The sequence below is a fragment of the Kitasatospora sp. HPM-01-4 genome, from assembly GCF_051374625.1.
Taxonomy (GTDB): domain Bacteria; phylum Actinomycetota; class Actinomycetes; order Streptomycetales; family Streptomycetaceae; genus Kitasatospora.
Genome location: NZ_JBPQGP010000005.1, coordinates 4,935,131 through 4,950,845 on the forward strand (window position 1 = coordinate 4,935,131; position 15,715 = coordinate 4,950,845).

The window sequence follows — 15,715 nt, forward strand, 5'->3', positions numbered from 1 at the left end:
GCGCGAGCGTCGCCGGGCGTGCCGAGTAGCCGTGGTCCGCCGTCAGCGAGCGCGCGGAAGAACCGAGGAAGGCCCGGGTGCATACGCGGATTCGACGGTTCGGGCGGTGGGATGCCGCCCGGCTGCCGTCGCCTGCCCGCGCGTGCCAGGCGCCACACACAGGTGAGGAATCGCGTTGAGCCAGCGCCGCTCGTACTCCAGCTCCAACGACTTCAACCTGGACGACCTGTTCCGGCCCGAGCCCGCCGGTGCCCCGGGCGCCCCGCCGCCGCAGCAGCAGGACGTGCCCACCGAGCAGTTCCAGGGCGGCCCCGAGTACCTCGGCGGTCCTGTCGGCGGGGCCCCGCACCAGCCCGTCCAGCAGCCGCAGGCCGACTCGGCCGCTGCCACGCAGTACCTGCCGCCGTACCCGGCCGGCGACCCGATGGCCGGTGGCGGCATGCCCCAGCAGCCGATGGGGGGCCAGCCCTCGTACGGCGCGCAGCAGTCCTTCGGCGCGCAACAGTCCTTCGGCGGGCAGCCGTCCTTCGGCGGCCAGCAGCAGTTCGGCGCCGCCGAGCAGTTCGGCGGGCAGCAGACCGCGGCCGGGCCGCTTCAGGGACAGCCGCCGCTGGGCCAGGCTCCGATGGGGGGCCAGCCCTCGTACGGCGGGCAGCAGTCCTTCGAGGGGCAGCCGTCCTTCGGTGGCCAGCAGCAGTTCGGGGCGCCGCAGCAGCAGCCGTACGCGGGTGCGCCCGCGCAGGGGTACCAGGGTGCGCCCTCGGCGTACGCTCCCGGCGCGGAGGACAGTGGCGGGCGCCGTTCCAACAAGCTGCTGCTCGGCGGGGCGGCCGTCGGCGGTGTGGCGGTGGTGGCCATCGTGGCCGCCATGCTGATGAGCGGCGGCGGCGACAAGACCGACAACACCGCCGCCGCCAAGACGACCCCGGTCGCCAAGGTCGCCGGCAGCGCGCCGAGTGCGGCCGCCTCCGGCAGCGCGGCGGCGGCCGACCCGCAGCTGCAGGCCCAGGCCCAGGCGATCTCCGACCTGCTGGGCAAGGCCAGCTCCAGCCGGCAGAGCGTGATCGCCGCGGTGGCCGCCGTCAACAAGTGCCAGCAGCTGCCGGAGTCGCAGCAGGCGCTCGCCCAGGCCGCCACCCAGCGCGACCAGCTGGTCGCCGGGCTGAACGGGCTGAAGGTCGACAAGCTTCCGAGCGGCACCCAGCTGGTCGCGCAGCTGCAGAAGGCCTGGCAGGCGTCGGCCACCGCGGACCGCGAGTACGCGGGCTGGGCCGGTGACTCGGCGGCCGGCTGCGACCCGTCCAAGCAGGACAACCCGCACCTCAAGGCGGCCAACGACGCCAGCGGTACGGCCAGTACGGCGAAGGGCCAGGCCGCGACCCTCTGGAACGCCATCGCCGCCCAGACCAACCTGCCCACCAAGAGCACCAGCGAACTCTGAGGCGGCGCTCAGGGCCCGCCCGGCGGAGCTTTCCGGGCGCGCGAGAAGATCCGCCGGACAGGCCCTCGGGCCGCGGCATGTGCCCGGGCCCGCGCTCGGTTCGCCCGTGCCTCCGGGCTCCCGGGCGTGCGGTTCAGGCCGGGGGCGTGCCGTGGACGAGGACCCAGCGGACGTCGACGAAGCCCGGGTGCGGTTCGGTCAGGCGTCCGTCCTTGACCCGCTGGTAGGTGACCGAGGTGTTCACCAGGCGGGGCGAGTCCGCGCTGGGGAGCATGCTGGTCAGTCCCCAGTTGAGCGGAGGGGTCGCACCGGTGGTGTCGATCGGCTCGCCGCTGTCCAGGACGTTGCGCAGCGCCTTCGAGGTGAGTGCCTTCCCCTCGCCGACCCGCTGGGCGGCCTGCCGGAGGACCTCGTACGCGACCCAGGTGGTCTGCACCCCGGGGTCGGACACGTCGATGGGGGCGTCGCTGCTGCCGTAGCCGCGCACGGTGGTCCGCAGCGCGTCCCAGACGTGCGAACTCTCCGGCGGGTACCAGCCGGTCGCGTAGGCGCCGCCGAGCGGTCCGCTGTCGCCGCCGGTGGAATCGACCACCGACTGCTGGAAACTGCCGATCACCGAGGCCAGCACGGTGTTTTTGGGGCCGAGCCGCCGGTACGGGTCGAGCAGGTTGGAGGTGGCCTCGGGGCCGAGGGCGCTGGTGACGCAGCTGCCCGGCCGGTCCTCGCCGATGGCCTTGGCGGCGATGGCGGCGTAGTCGCTGGACTGCTCGGGCGCGCGGAGGTCGACCAGTCTGACGTTGGCGGGTCCGAGGGCTCCGGCGAGGTAGCCGAGCAGGGTGTCGCCGGCGCGGGTGTCGGGCCGGATCAGGGTGACGGTCCTGCAGCCGGCCTCGACCAGCTGGAGGCCGCTCCCCGCGATCAGCGCGGGTGTGCCGCCGTTCACCGGGTAGGAGAGCGGGCTGCTGAACTCCGGTGTGGAGAGCCCGTATCCGCCGATGTACGGGATCTGGGCGGCTTCCAGCACGGGGATGAAGTCACTGCCGAACTGGCTGTACGAGCCCACCACGGCGGCCGCGTGGGCGGCGACGGCCTGCCGGGCGCAGGCGGTGGCGCCGTCGGAGGTGTTGTGCTCGTTGCAGGTCAGGACGGTGACCCGGTGGCCGGCCAGGCCACCCCCGGCGTTGAGTTCGCGGCCGATCGCCGCGGCCAGCGCGGTCATACCGGGCCGGTCGGCGGCACCGGTGTCGGACGGCGCCCAGGTCATCAGGGTGACCTCGCGGTCCGCGGTCGCGGCGGCGTCGGCGGAGCCGGTACAGGCCGAGGTGGCGAGGAGTGCGGGCAGTAGCGCGGCAGTTGCGGCGAGCGCCCCCATGGTGCGCCGGCGGTTGGGCACGGGCTGTCGGGCGCCGGTCGAATGCCGCTGGTCCGGATGTCCGCTCGGTTCCATGGTGGTGCCCTCCCCGGGTTACTGGGCGTACGGCCGCTCAAGCCTTGACCCGGTCGGGTGCAGGGAGAGGTCCGCCGGGCAAACGCCGCGGCAAGGGAGCGCGAACTCCGGGTGTTGGCCCGGAGTGACGCGTGTAGAGCTCGTGTGGATCGCTAACGGTGGGGGAACGTACGATCGTTGCCCATGTCCGCCACTTCAGATTCTCCGTACCGGTCTGCCCGAAACACTCCTCGTGGCGCGCACCGCTCCAGCACGATGGGCGGTATGCCGCTCAACGACCTGCCCTGGTGGCGGTGGCGTGCCCGCCTCCGCTCCGCACTGCACATGCTGTCCGATCCCGCCTTCCAGCAGCAGACCTGGCTGGCCGGGCACAGCGGCTACGGCGATGTGACCGACGCCGTGTACCGCCTGGTCGAGGACACCTGGCTGGACCGCTGGTCGGCCGAGAAGTACGTCGGCACGATATTCCGGGACAGCACAGAGGCGGCGCTGGTCGACCACGCGGTGCTCAGGGTGCTGCGGATCCTGCACGCCGTCGGGGCGGATGCCCCCGCCGCGAGCTACCTGGGGCACCCGGACTGGCCGGAGGCGGTCCGGGCGGCGCGGGAGGCGCACGTCGCGCTCGCGGTCAGCGACGGGGAGGACCCGGACGCGCCGCCGCGATCGCTGGAAGTGCTGCGGATCCTCACCAAGATCAACTGAGGCCTCCCGGGCGGAGGTGAGCCGGCGGAGCCGCTCGGGCCCCGGTCGGGCCGCCCTCCGCCCCGGACGGCGGCCCGGCGCGCGGCAGAGACGATCCGTTCCGGATGACGGGCAGTGCGGCGAGTGGCGTCCGGTTTGTGACACCCTGGACCGCCTGCGCACCCATTGACCTCAGAACGGGAAGCCCCACCGTGGAACAGCAGCCGGCCAGCACCCAGTACGTCCTCACGCTGTCCTGCCCCGACAAGCAGGGAATCGTGCACGCGGTCTCCAGCTATCTCTTCATGACGGGCTGCAACATCATCGACAGCCAGCAGTTCGGCGACGGGGACAGCGGGCTGTTCTTCATGCGGGTGCACTTCTCCGCCGAGCAGCCGGTCAGCACGGAGAAGCTGCGGGCCAGTTTCGCCGCGATCGGCGCCTCGTTCCGGATGGACTGGCAGATCCACCCGACCGACGAGCGGATGCGCGTCATCCTGATGGTCAGCAAGTTCGGCCACTGCCTGAACGACCTGCTCTTCCGGACCCGGATCGGCGCGCTGCCGATCGAGATCGCGGCCGTGGTTTCCAACCACACCGACTTCCGCGAGCTCACCGAGTCGTACGGCATCCCGTTCCACCACATCCCGGTCACCAAGGAGACCAAGTCCCGGGCCGAGCAGCAGCTGCTCGACCTGGTCGCCGCGGAGAACGTGGACCTGGTGGTGCTGGCCCGCTACATGCAGGTGCTCTCGGACGACCTTTGCAAGGCGCTGTCCGGCCGGATGATCAACATCCACCACTCCTTCCTGCCGAGCTTCAAGGGCGCCAAGCCGTACCACCAGGCGCACGCCCGGGGCGTGAAGCTGATCGGTGCCACCGCGCACTACGTCACCGCCGACCTGGACGAGGGCCCGATCATCGAGCAGGAGGTGGCCCGGGTCACCCACGACGTGACGCCGGACCAGCTGGTGGCGCTCGGCCGCGACGTCGAGTGCCAGGCGCTGGCCCGCGCGGTGAAGTGGCACAGCGAGCGGCGGGTGCTGCTCAACGGGAGCCGTACCGTCGTCTTCGGCTAGGGCCTGGCGCCCCCTCGGTGCGCGGTCGGGCGGCAGCGCTGCGGACGGAAGGGCCGCGCCGCTACGGGCGGGAGAGCAGCGGGGCCGCCCGCAGGACCTCCCGGATCGCGGTGCGGTCGCCGAACTCCCCGACCAGGACGTGCTCGGGGTGCTGGTGGGCGGCGGCCAGCCGGCAGAAGTCCAGGCCGTCCAGGACCATCGAGGCGATCGGGTCGGCGTCGTCCGGCGGCGGTCCGGGACCGTCCAGCGGGATGAGCCACTCGCCGCCGCCCGGGCCGTCGGCGACCATCCGGACCACCCGTCCGCGCGGTGGCGGTCCGCCGAACCCGGCGGGCTCCGGCTGGGGTTGGCGCAGTTCGGCCAGGGCGAGCGGGAGCATCCGGGCGGCCAGGTCGATCATGGATCGCAGATGCCCGGGCTTCGGCGGCGCGTAGGGGTAGTCCACCGCACGGGCGATGTCGTCCCCGTGGATCCAGCACTCGAAGGCCCGGTCGAGGAAGGCGTCGCCCAGCGGCACGGTGGCGAAGCCGAAGTCGACCGGGGCGGCGCCGTCGGCCCGCAGCGCGGCGCCCCGGACCAGGGTCTGGCTGTGCCGCCGCCAGACCGAGCGGACGGCCGCGGGGTCCGACCCGGCCAGGTCGGCCATCAGCCGCTCGCTGCGCTCCAGCACCCCGAGCGGCCCGTGGCCCGGTGGCGGCGGCTGTGAAGGGAGTCCCGGGGCGGCCTGTGGCGGCACCCGGGGCGGGACGCCGGCGGGCCCGGCCGCTCCCGGTACCGGGTCGGGCAGCCCGAGGGCGGGCGCCAGCAGACCGTCCACCGCTGCCAGATGGCAGAGGACCTCGGCCGGACGCCAGCGCTGCACCCCACCGTGCCAGGGCAGTTCGGCGACCTCGTGCCACTCATCGGGGCCCAGGTCGCGCAGCAGCGCGTCCAGCTTGGCGGTCTCGGCCGCGTACGGTGCGGCCCAGGCCGGGACCGGCAGTTCGGCGGGCCGTCGGGCGAGGCACCAGTCGAGCACCTGCTGGCGCAGCGACCCGGGCGGGTCGAGCGGATCGTCGGCGGAGAGCCGGGCGGCGGCGTTCCGCAGCCGGGAGGCCTCCTCGGCGCACTCCGGGCAGAGCGTCAGGTGCCGGGCCACCTCGGCGGCCTCCCGGCGCGGGCAGGCGTCCAGCGCCCAGGCACCGAGTAGGGAGCGCAGGGAGTCGTGCCGCGCGTCGTCGATGCTCATGCGCCCGCCCCGGCCGCACCCGCACACCCGTGGTCCGGGGGCGCGGACCGCGCACGCCCGGGCGCCGGATGAGCGTGCGCCGGGTGCGAAGGCCCCGCATCCGTGCGCCCCTCATACTCGCGCGCGGTGTCCGCGCGACTGGCGCATCCGCGCGCTACCGCGCTCCCCGCCTCGTGGTGCCCGCTGCCCGTGGGGTACGCGTCCGGACGTCCGGCTCCGTACCGGACGGCGACGCCACCGCCGCTCACGCCGCCGCTGTGCTCGGGGCTCTCGTCGTCGTCCTCAGCGTCGCCCTCACCCTTGCTTTGGCCTTCGCCCTCGCCCTCGTCTTCGCCCTCGCCGAGCCGGCCGGCCAGCAGCTGCAGCCCGAGCCGGATGCGCTGTTTGGCGTCCTGTTCGCTGATGCCCAGCCGAAGGGCCGTCTCCTGGTAGGTACGGCCGTCGAAGTACGCCACCGCGAGGGTCTCGCGTAGTGGATCGGGCAGGGACTCGACGGCGGACTGCGCCCGGGCCGCGCCGGCGCGCGCCCGCAGCTCGCGGTCGTCGGTGTGCAGCGCGCGCAGTCGGTCGAGGGCCCGGCGGCGGGTCAGCGCGCCGAGCCAGGAGCGCAGCGAGCCCTGGGCGGGGTCGAAGGAGCCGGGGTGCTCCCAGAGGTGGGCGAAGACCTCGCGGGTGAGCTGCTGGGCGGCGGTGCGGTCGTCGAGGATGCAGCCGGCCAGGCCGTGCACCAGCGGGGCGAAGCGGTCGTACAGCTCGCCGAGGGCGGTCTCCTCACCCCGGGCGAGCCGCCACCGGATCAGCTCGTCCCACCCCGGGCCACCACCCCGGGCGGCGCCCGAAGCGGCGCTCGAAGCGGAACCGGGAGCAGCACTCGGGGTGACCCGACGCGGGCTGGGCGCGCCAGCGGCCATGGCCCCTCCCTCGTCCGTGGATCAGGTCCGGTCTGCCGGGCCGACAGCCTGCCGGGTGATTCTCCGTGCCTGTGGATCCACGTTATCCCGGGGTCTTTCCCGGCCGGGGTGTAATCACCGGAAGAAGTCCTGGAAAGGTATCTGATCGTCAGATTAGTGCAATGGCTTGGAAGTTGATGTCCAAGGGGTGGGGGACGGATGAGGGACGGGTGGTTCCCTCGTGGCGATCGCCGGATCCAGGGCTGGTGGCGGTACGTTCGTTACGCTCGTGCGCGGGTGTGAACCGGGCCTCGTCGGGCCACCGGACGAGCGCCGGTGCGAAGCTCGTCAGGGTGAGCGGGACAGTATGCACTGCACTGTCCCTCGATCGCTGGAATATGCCCGAAGCGCTTGCTGCGTCCGATCTGCCGGATCATCCTGAGGCGTATTCGTGACGAAGCCATGGGCGGTTCGAGCCATGGGCAGTCCGATCGGGCCTCGGAATGCTCGCGGCCTGCCGGACCGGCGTGATCAAGTGCCCTGCTGCCCGGTCGGGCGGTCGGGAAAGTGGCCGAACTGCGAGTGCGGGTGGTGGAGCGGTGCAGGTACTTCAGGTGCAGCTGGCGGTCCAGGCGGACCCGGCCGAGGTGGGCAGGGCGCGCCGGTGGGTGCGCTCGCGGCTCCAGGGTCAGGGCGTCGAGCCGGACGAGCAGCTCGCCGAGACCCTCGTCCTGGTGGTGTCGGAGCTGGTGACCAACGCGGTGGTGCACACCGGCTGTCCGGCGGTGCTGCGGCTCTCCATGCCGGTCTGCTGTTCCGGCGTGGACGGCGCGGACGGCGCGGACGGTACCGAGGCTGCGGACGGTGCGGCCGGCCCGGACGGTGTGAACCACGCGGCGGTCCAGGGCGGCGACGGCGTCCTGGTACGGGTCGAGGTGGCCGACGCCAGCCGGGCCGCCCCGGCGCCCCGGCACGCGGCCGGGGATGCGACCAACGGCCGGGGGCTTGAACTGGTCGAGATGCTCTGCGACCGCTGGGGCTGGTACCCGGACGGCTCCGGCAAGCGGGTCTGGTGCGAGATCGGCTCGGCCCCGGCGGTCGGGCGGGCGGTAGGACAGGCCCCTGCGGCGGGCGCGTACGCCCGCTGAGGCACCGGTCCGACGGCCGCCCGGCTCCTCGCCGGGTGCACCGGCGAGACCGTCTGACGAAATGTCAGATCCGTTACTGTGCGCCGGATGCATGCCGTTTGCGCCTGTATCGCGCGGATCGCGCCCCCGTCGGTCAGGAAATGCGCCGCAACCATTCCGAATTTCAGACAACCCATTGACGTGACGTATCCGACTGATCACTCTTGGGTGCAGCTCTCCGTTGCGAGGGGACGTCGAGGGAGCGCCCGAACCGGGTCAGCAGGGGGATTGCTGCGACTGCCGGTCGCCCGGGTGTGCCCCTTGGCGAGTGCGGAGCGCCCGTGCGCGGGTTCAGGGCCCGCGTCCCGGAGGGATGGCGGCTCGCGACGTGCTCGGGGTGTGCACGGCAGCCGCCATCCGTTCCGGCAGCTGCCATCCGTTCCGGCTCCCGAATCGTTCGCCGCTCAGGCGGTCCACCGCTGCCGGACGGTGATGCACCGCCACCGGAACCGGTCGGTGGTCCGGGCCGGAGCCGCCGCTCGTGAAGCACCTCCGGCCACAGCGGGCACAGCCGTCCCAGGCCTCTCCGGGGCCGGGATGGGATGGTGCCGACCGTCGGGGGAGTGGCCGGACTTCCGGTGGTCGCGGCGCTGCTGCCGGTGCGGCCGATCCGCGAACCCCGGCGCGTACCCGACCGGCTGCCGGGCTGAGACCGGCGTGGCCCCCGGCCCTCCCGGAAAGGCCGGCCCCCGGTCGGCCCGGGCAGATTGTCGTAACAGGCGGATAGGCTCTGCGCCCATGACGCTGATCTTCACTCTGGACCCCGACCTGACCTCCGGGCTGCGGGACGACATCGTCAGCCTGTGGACGGACGTGAGCAACGCCGGCGGTGCGGTGGGCTTCGTGCCGCCGGTCACCGAGGACCGGGTGCGGGTCACGGCGGAGCAGCAGTTCGCAGGTGTCGGCCCCGGTCTGCCCGACCGGCTGCTGGTCGCCCACGAGAGCGAGACGGGGATGCTCGCCGGCGTGCTGTTCTTCGAGGACATGCGCTTCGAGCTGATGGACCACTGGCGGCTGCTGAAGCGGGTCATGGTCCACCCCAAGTTCCAGGGGCGCGGCTACGGCGTCGAACTGCTGGCCGAGGCCGAGCGGATCGCCCGTGGCTGGGGCCTGGACGCCCTCCGGCTCACCCTGCGCGGCGGACTCGGGCTGGAGCGGTTCTATGCCCGCTGCGGCTATGCCGAGGTGGGCCGGGTGCCGGGGGCGATCCGGGTCGCACCCGGGGACGACCGCGACGACGTCACGATGTGGCTCGACCTGCGCTGACCCGGGTGCCACCCCGGGTGCCCGCCCGGACGGATCGGACGTGAGGCATGCTTCACTGGGAGACCGGTGCCCTGTGCGCCGATCCGGCCGGTTGTACCCCTGCAGTAAGGAAGTCCACCGTGAGCAGCAACGTGAGCAGTGGGAAGCACGCCACGCTCCGCTACACCTCCATGCGGGCCAGCATCTTCCTCGGCTGTCTGATGATCGCCCTGTTGCTGGGCCACTTCGGGATCATCCCAGTGGTCGGCACCACCGGGATCGTTTTCCTGGTGCTGCTCGCCGCGCTGGTGTCCGCCCCGCTGAGCTACGTCCTGCTCAGCAAGCAGCGGGACGAGATGTCGGCCCAGCTCACCGAGAAGCTCTCCGGCATGCGCAGCCGCACCGCCGAGCGGATCGCCGCCCAGAACGCCGAGGAGGACGCGGCTGACGAGGCCGCCCGTGCGGCGTCCGTGAAGGGCTGACGGGCAGCCGACCAGTACCCGCGCCATGACCTCCGTAGCACCGACCCCGGACCGCGCCGGGCCCCGCCCCGCCGGATCGGGCCCGGCCGTGCCGGAGTCCCTCGCAGAGGCCTCCGCACCCGGGCGCAGGCCCACCGGGCGGGATGTGGCGCGCCTGGCCGGGGTCTCGCAGGCGACCGTCTCACTGGTCTGCTCCGGCGCCGAGTCCGGGCACCGGGTCTCCGAGGCCACCCGGCAGCGGGTCCGCGAGGCCGCCCGCAGCCTCGGGTACCGGCCGCAGGCGGCCGGACGCCAACTGCGGCTCGGCCGCAGCGGGATGATCCTGCTCGCCGTGCCCAACATGCTCGGGCCGTTCTTCGGCCGGGTCCTGGTCGGCGTCCAGGAGGAGGCCGGGAAGCACGACCTGGCCGTGGTGGTCAGCTCCGGCTGGAGCAGTGCGACGCTCGCCGAGGCGGCCACCACCGGCCGCTTCGACGGCCTGCTGCTCTGCTCGCCCGACGACAGCCAGCTCGGTGAACTGCCCGCCGACGTACCCGCCGTGTTCCTCGACGCCGACCCCTCGGCGCCCTTCGGCGGCCGGGTCGGGCCCACCGTCGAACTCGACATCGCGGGCGGCATGCGGGCCGCCGTCGAACACCTCGTCGGTCTCGGCCACCGGCGGATCGGCCATCTGCGCTCGACCCACTCCGCGTACACCTTCCGGGTCCGGCAGGCCGCGTTCGAGACCGCAGCCAGGGGACTCGAGGTGGTCGAGCTCGGGGTCACCCTCAACGAGGGCCAGCAGGCCGCCCGTTCGGCCGCGTACCGGATGCTCAGCGCGCCCGACCGGCCGCGCGCGGTGGTCTGCGACGACGACGTGGTGGCCTCCGGCCTCTACCAGGCCGCCGCCGACCTCGGCCTGCGCATCCCGGCCGACGTCTCGGTGGTCGGCATGGACAACATCCCGGTGGCCGACCTGCTCGCACCGCCCCTCACCACCGTCGACCTCCCCGGTGAGGCGCTCGGCCGGGTCGGAGTCTCCGCTCTGGCCGCCCTGCTGCGCGGCGAGAGCGTGGGCTCGGTCGAACCACTGGAGGCCGGTCTCGTGGTCCGCAGCTCCACCTGTGAGGCGCCGTCGGCCGACGGCCGATGATCTGGCAACTCCCTTGGCGCGCAAGGCCGGTGGCGGACATGGCCGGCCCCGTGCCGGGCGGGGTTCGGCCTCAGCCGGCCAGAACCTGGTCCGCCGTCCGACCGGATGGTGCCGGGAGCGCGGCGGGGTGGAACAGCCGCCGGGTGGCGAACAGCAGCAGACCGCCGAGGCAGATGCCGGCGGTGGCGCACAGGGCGACCGCGCGCAGCGAGTAGTCGACCAGGGCCCCGGAGACGGCGTAGCCGGCCGCGTTGCCGGTGGCGAAGAGGGTGACCAGCCAGGCGAAGGCCTCGGTGACGGTGCCGGTGGGGGCGAGTTCGGCGATCAGGACGAAGGCGGCGGCGAGCATCGGGGCCAGCCCGATGCCGGAGACGAAGGCGAGGACCGCCATCGGGACGGGCGAGGGGAGCAGCAGCAGCGGCAGGTAGGAGGCGCCCATGGCGAGCGCGATCAGCCAGGTGCGGGTGGCGGTGGTGCTGCGCCATTTGACCGCGCCGTAGGCGAGCGCGCCGAGCAGTCCACCGAGGGCGGCCAGGGCGAGCAGGGAGCCGGCGCCGCCGGGCAGGCTGTTCGGGTGCTTCTCGGGGTACGCGATGAACAGGACGTTCTGCGCACCGACCGCCCAGCCGGATCCGGCCAGGCCGACCAGCAGGACCACCAGACCGGGGGAGCGCAGCGGGCCGAGCAGCCCGGCGGAGGCCTCGCGGGCGGGCGCCCGCCAGGTGCGGGAGGGTGCGGCGGTGGCGACCACCAGGACACCGAGCAGGCCGAGCGCGGCGGCCGTCCACAGGGCCGTGGTCGGCCCGAAGAGGCCGGAGATGCCGGCCACGGTGAGCGGGCCCGCGACGTAGAGGACCTGCTGGGAGGCGGAGTCGAAGGCGTACGCGGTGTCGAGCTGCTCCTCCTCGACCACGACGGGCCACAGGGCGCGCAGGCAGGGTTCGAGCGGCGGCATGGCGAGTCCGGCTATCGCGGCGCCGGCGGGTGCGGCGATCGCCGAGCCGGGGGCGAGGGCGAGCAGGGCGTAGCCGAGGCCGGCGACCAGGGCGGAGCCGAACAGGACCCGGGGCTGGCCGGTGGCGTCGACGATCCGGCCGAGGACGGGCCCGCCGATCGCGGCGGCGATGGCGTAGGCGGCGGTGGCCAGGCCGATCCTGCTGTACGGGGCGTGGGCCTCGCGCAGGGCGAGGGCGATGACCAGGGCGGTCATTCCGGCGGGGAGGCGGCCGAGGAGGGTGCCGAACAGGAGGCGGGTGACATGGGGTGCGCGGAGCAGGGCGAGGTAGCCCATGGAACTTGGCTCTTCCGTTCGAGCGGCATACGTGAAGTGGGATCGTATGCCAAGTTATACGTATAACTAGATCGGGTCAATCGGCCGTGGGCCTCGGGCCCCAGGCGTCACGGCCGCGAGGGAGCCCTGCGGCGCGGGGCTGTGCGGCCGGCCGGGCGGCGCGGGATCGGCCTGGTCGTGCGGCGCCGGACCGGCTCGGTCGTGCGGCTCCCCGCGCCCCGGGCGGCGCCGGGTCCGACGAGTGTGGCGCTGGTCGCATCGGGAACTGGGCGGCTGCCGCGGCACGTCCATGCCTCCAAGAGGACAGCAGTTACGCCAGGCCGCCTGGGACCGACGGCCGTGACCAGGCCGTCGCGCGGACGGGAAGCCCGCCTCGGTGGCCCTACAGGATCCGGATGAAGACCTCGACCCGGTACGGCGGCATGAACCGGCCGATGCGCCGCGCCGCAGCGTTCTGCCTGCTGCTGGTGCTGGCCCTGATGCTCCGCGCCACCTGGCTGACGGTGGCCAAGGCCGACTCGTACGACAACAACCCCAACAACGTCCGGATCGCGATCCAGCGGTACAGCAAGCCGCTGGGCGACATCCTGGTCGGCGGGCAGCCGGTGACCGGCTCCACCCGGACCGGCGGTGAACTCGCCTACAAGCGCAGCTACACCGACGGCCCGCTGTACGCGCCGGTGACCGGCTACAGCTCGCAGGCGTACGGCTCGACGCAGTTGGAGAGCCTGTACGCGGGGCTGCTCGACGGCACCGATCCCCGGCTGGCCGGGCCCGCCGACGCGATCACCCGGACCACTCCGCCCGGCGGGAACGTGGTGACCAGCATCGATCCGAAGGTGCAGCAGGCCGCCTGGGACGCGCTCGGTGGCAAGGAGGGTGCGGCCGTGGCCATCGACCCGGCGACCGGCGCCATCCTGGGCCTGGTCAGCACCCCTTCGTACGACCCCTCGACGATCGCCGGACGTTCGGCCGCGGACGCGCAGGCCTGGAAGCTGCTCAGCGCCGACAGCGGTTCGGCGATGCTCAACCACGCGCTGCGCTCCACCTATGCGCCGGGGTCGACGTTCAAGCTGGTGACGGCCGCCGCCGCGCTGGAGAACGGGCTGTACCCGGACGTGGACACACCCACGGTCAGCCCCGACCCTTACGTCCTGCCGGGCACCACCCGGACGCTCACCAACGAGAACCCCGCCGCGCCCTGCACCAACGCCACGCTGCGGGTGGCGCTCCAGTACTCCTGCAACAACGTCTTCGGCAAGCTGGCCGCCGACCTGGGGGAGGAGAAACTCGCCGCGCAGGCGGCCGAGTTCGGCTTCAACCTCAGCAAGCTGGACACCCCGGTGCGGGCCGCCACCAGCGTCTACCCGGACAAGCTGGATCCCTCGCAGGTGGCGATGACCGGGATCGGCCAGTTCTCGGTCACCGCGACGCCGCTGCAGATGGCCATGGTCTCGGCCGCGATCGCCGATGACGGTGTGCTGATGCAGCCGTCCATGGTGGAGAAGCTCACCGACCACCAGGGGAAGACCGTCGAGGACTTCAAGCCGCAGCAGCTGTCCCGGGTGATGAGCGAGAAGACGGCGCGCCAACTCCAGTCCGCGATGGTCACGGTGGTGACCGGCGGCACCGGGCAGTCGGCGGCGGTGGACGGCGTGACGGTCGGCGGCAAGACCGGCACCGCGCAGAACGGCGTGAACAACAGCGGCACCCCGTACGCCTGGTTCACCTCGTACGCGGACGACGGCGGCGGCCACAAGATCGCCGTCGCGGTGGTGGTCGTGGACGGCTCCGCCGACCGTGCGGACGTCAGCGGCGGCGGCCTGGCCGCGCCGGTCGCCCAGGCCGTGATCAAGGCCGCCTTCGGGAAGTAGTCCGGAGCGCCCAGGGGGGCGCGCCCGCGATGGTTCGCGGCCAAAACTCAAACAAGTACTTTGAACATCTCAAAGGTTTGTTGCTACTGTGTGGGCCATGACCACCACAGGCGCGCCTTCGCGGAACGGCATGAGCACCCCGCTCATGCCGTGCTCGTGCCTGCCCGGTGCTGTGGACAGTCCGCGCCCCTGTCGCGCGCCCAGCTGTATGCCGGCGGCACGCCCCTACTGACGCCCAGGCCCGTACCGCCTGTCGCCCGTCGCCGTGCCGCCGTGTCCCGCCCACCCCCTCCCGCCCCGTCCCCCCGGAGCCGCACCACCATGTCCACAGCGCCCTCCACTCCGGCGCCCTCCCTGTTCGGGAAGGTCCGAAAGACTCCCTTCTGGGTCCAGATCGTCGGCGGCCTCGTCCTCGGTCTGCTCCTGGGCTACATCGCCCGGGTCCAGGACGTCTCCTGGCTGACCAGCACCCTCGACACCATCGGCAAGACCTTCGTCCAGCTGCTCAAGCTGGCCGTCCCGCCGCTGGTCTTCACCGCGATCGTGGTGAGCGTCGCCAACCTGCGGAACGTCACCAACGCCGCCCGGCTGGCCGCCCGCACGCTGCTGTGGTTCCTGATCACCTCGCTGATCGCCGTCAGCATCGGCCTCGGCCTCGGCCTGCTCACCGGCCCCGGCAAGGGCGCCGACCTCTCCACCACCGGTCTCAAGGCGCCCGACCACGCGGGGTCCTGGGTCGACTTCCTGACCGGGATCATCCCGAGCAACATCGCCACCTCGTTCGTCGAGGTGAACGTCCTGCAGATCGTCTTCCTGGGTGCCGTCACCGGCGCCGCGATCCTGAAGATCGGCGAGAAGGCCGAGCCCGTCCGCAAGCTCAGCGAGTCGGTGCTCGAACTCACCCAGACCGCGCTCTGGTGGGTCATCCGGCTCGCCCCGATCGGCACCCTCGGCCTGATCGGCAAGTCCGTCGCCAAGTACGGCTGGGACCTGCTCAAGCCCTTCGCCACCCTGACCGTCGACGTCTACGCCGGCTGCGCGCTGGTGCTGTTCGTGGTCTACTCGCTGCTGCTCCGCTTCGCCGGCGGCCTCAACCCGGTGAACTTCTTCAAGGGCGCCTGGCCGGCCATCCAGCTGGCCTTCGTCTCCCGCTCCTCGGTCGGCACCCTGCCGGTCACCCGCCGGGTCACCGAGCGTCTGGGCGTCCCGAGCGAGTACGCCTCCTTCGCGGTGCCGTTCGGCGCGACCACCAAGATGGACGGCTGCGCCGCGATCTACCCCGCGCTCGCCTCGATCTTCGTCGCCCAGGTCTACGGCATCCACCTCGGCATCGGTGACTACCTGCTGATCGCCTTCGTCTCGGTGATCGGCTCCGCCGCCACCGCCGGTCTGACCGGTGCGATCGTGATGCTGACGCTGACCCTCTCCACCCTGGGCCTCCCGCTGGAGGGCGTCGGTCTGCTGCTGGCCATCGACCCGATCCTGGACATGGTCCGCACCGCCACCAACGTGGCCGGTCAAGTTGTAACTACGTTGATCGTGGCTGCTCGTGAGGGCATCCTCGACCGCGAGGCGTACAACAACCCCACAGGCGAGCTGTACGAGGACCGGGCCGCGCGCCCTGAGGTGGCCATGGCTGCTGCCTGAGCCTGAGTGCTTCGAGCCCTTCCCGGGTGATCTGGGAAGGGCTCGAACCGTTTGTGCAGGCCTTCGCGGCGGAGCCCTCTGCCTTGCCGGG

Annotated in this window: 13 protein-coding genes; 9 read left to right on the forward strand and 4 right to left on the reverse strand. The window is 72.8% G+C overall.

All coding sequences use genetic code 11. The features are described 5' to 3' along the window. The first annotated feature begins 175 nt into the window (after positions 1–175). Entirely contained in the window at positions 176–1,441 is a 1,266-nt protein-coding gene (locus tag ACSMTC_RS21475; protein ID WP_436561331.1) for a hypothetical protein, read from the forward strand. A gap of 133 nt (positions 1,442–1,574) precedes the next feature. Here ACSMTC_RS21475 and ACSMTC_RS21480 read toward each other — a convergent pair whose 3' ends face one another. Then, a complete protein-coding gene (locus tag ACSMTC_RS21480; RefSeq protein ID WP_436561332.1) occupies positions 1,575–2,888 on the reverse strand; it encodes an ABC transporter substrate-binding protein in 1,314 nt (437 codons plus the stop codon). A 183-nt stretch (positions 2,889–3,071) separates the two neighbouring features. On the opposite strand from ACSMTC_RS21480, the gene ACSMTC_RS21485 reads away from it, so the two are divergent. Beyond that, entirely contained in the window at positions 3,072–3,590 is a 519-nt protein-coding gene (locus ACSMTC_RS21485; protein WP_436561333.1) for an SCO4402 family protein, read from the forward strand. A gap of 191 nt (positions 3,591–3,781) precedes the next feature. Beyond that, positions 3,782–4,648 carry a formyltetrahydrofolate deformylase gene (purU, locus tag ACSMTC_RS21490; protein WP_436561334.1) on the forward strand — a complete coding sequence of 289 codons (867 nt, stop codon included), beginning with the start codon at positions 3,782–3,784 and terminating at the stop codon, positions 4,646–4,648. Positions 4,649–4,709: 61 nt separating this feature from the next. Here purU and ACSMTC_RS21495 read toward each other — a convergent pair whose 3' ends face one another. Beyond that, complete coding sequence (locus ACSMTC_RS21495; protein ID WP_436561335.1) at positions 4,710–5,876, reverse strand: zf-HC2 domain-containing protein; 1,167 nt, start codon at positions 5,874–5,876, stop codon at positions 4,710–4,712. Continuing rightward, positions 5,873–6,787 (reverse strand): RNA polymerase sigma factor, encoded by a 915-nt coding sequence (locus tag ACSMTC_RS21500; RefSeq protein ID WP_436561336.1) that lies wholly within the window; start codon positions 6,785–6,787, stop codon positions 5,873–5,875. The genes ACSMTC_RS21495 and ACSMTC_RS21500 overlap by 4 nt, the downstream gene beginning before the upstream one ends. A gap of 578 nt (positions 6,788–7,365) precedes the next feature. Here ACSMTC_RS21500 and ACSMTC_RS21505 point away from each other — a divergent pair. The 4 genes from ACSMTC_RS21505 to ACSMTC_RS21520 all read left to right on the forward strand — a co-directional run bounded on the left by ACSMTC_RS21505 (position 7,366) and on the right by ACSMTC_RS21520 (position 10,812). Beyond that, positions 7,366–7,914 carry an ATP-binding protein gene (locus ACSMTC_RS21505; protein ID WP_436561337.1) on the forward strand — a complete coding sequence of 183 codons (549 nt, stop codon included), beginning with the start codon at positions 7,366–7,368 and terminating at the stop codon, positions 7,912–7,914. A gap of 777 nt (positions 7,915–8,691) precedes the next feature. Further along, complete coding sequence (locus ACSMTC_RS21510; protein ID WP_436561338.1) at positions 8,692–9,219, forward strand: GNAT family N-acetyltransferase; 528 nt, start codon at positions 8,692–8,694, stop codon at positions 9,217–9,219. A 119-nt stretch (positions 9,220–9,338) separates the two neighbouring features. Further along, positions 9,339–9,680, forward strand: coding sequence for a DUF4229 domain-containing protein (locus tag ACSMTC_RS21515; RefSeq protein ID WP_436561339.1), 342 nt, complete (start codon positions 9,339–9,341; stop codon positions 9,678–9,680). A gap of 25 nt (positions 9,681–9,705) precedes the next feature. After that, complete coding sequence (locus ACSMTC_RS21520; protein WP_436561340.1) at positions 9,706–10,812, forward strand: LacI family DNA-binding transcriptional regulator; 1,107 nt, start codon at positions 9,706–9,708, stop codon at positions 10,810–10,812. 70 nt (positions 10,813–10,882) lie between these two features. Here ACSMTC_RS21520 and ACSMTC_RS21525 read toward each other — a convergent pair whose 3' ends face one another. Next, entirely contained in the window at positions 10,883–12,103 is a 1,221-nt protein-coding gene (locus ACSMTC_RS21525) for an MFS transporter (protein WP_436561341.1), read from the reverse strand. A gap of 422 nt (positions 12,104–12,525) precedes the next feature. Here ACSMTC_RS21525 and ACSMTC_RS21530 point away from each other — a divergent pair, with 422 nt between their 5' ends. Together ACSMTC_RS21530 and ACSMTC_RS21535 are read left to right on the forward strand one after the other, a co-directional pair. Further along, positions 12,526–13,977, forward strand: coding sequence for a peptidoglycan D,D-transpeptidase FtsI family protein (locus ACSMTC_RS21530; RefSeq protein ID WP_436564759.1), 1,452 nt, complete (start codon positions 12,526–12,528; stop codon positions 13,975–13,977). A gap of 321 nt (positions 13,978–14,298) precedes the next feature. Further along, positions 14,299–15,624 carry a dicarboxylate/amino acid:cation symporter gene (locus ACSMTC_RS21535; RefSeq protein WP_436561342.1) on the forward strand — a complete coding sequence of 442 codons (1,326 nt, stop codon included), beginning with the start codon at positions 14,299–14,301 and terminating at the stop codon, positions 15,622–15,624. Positions 15,625–15,715: the final 91 nt, after the last annotated feature.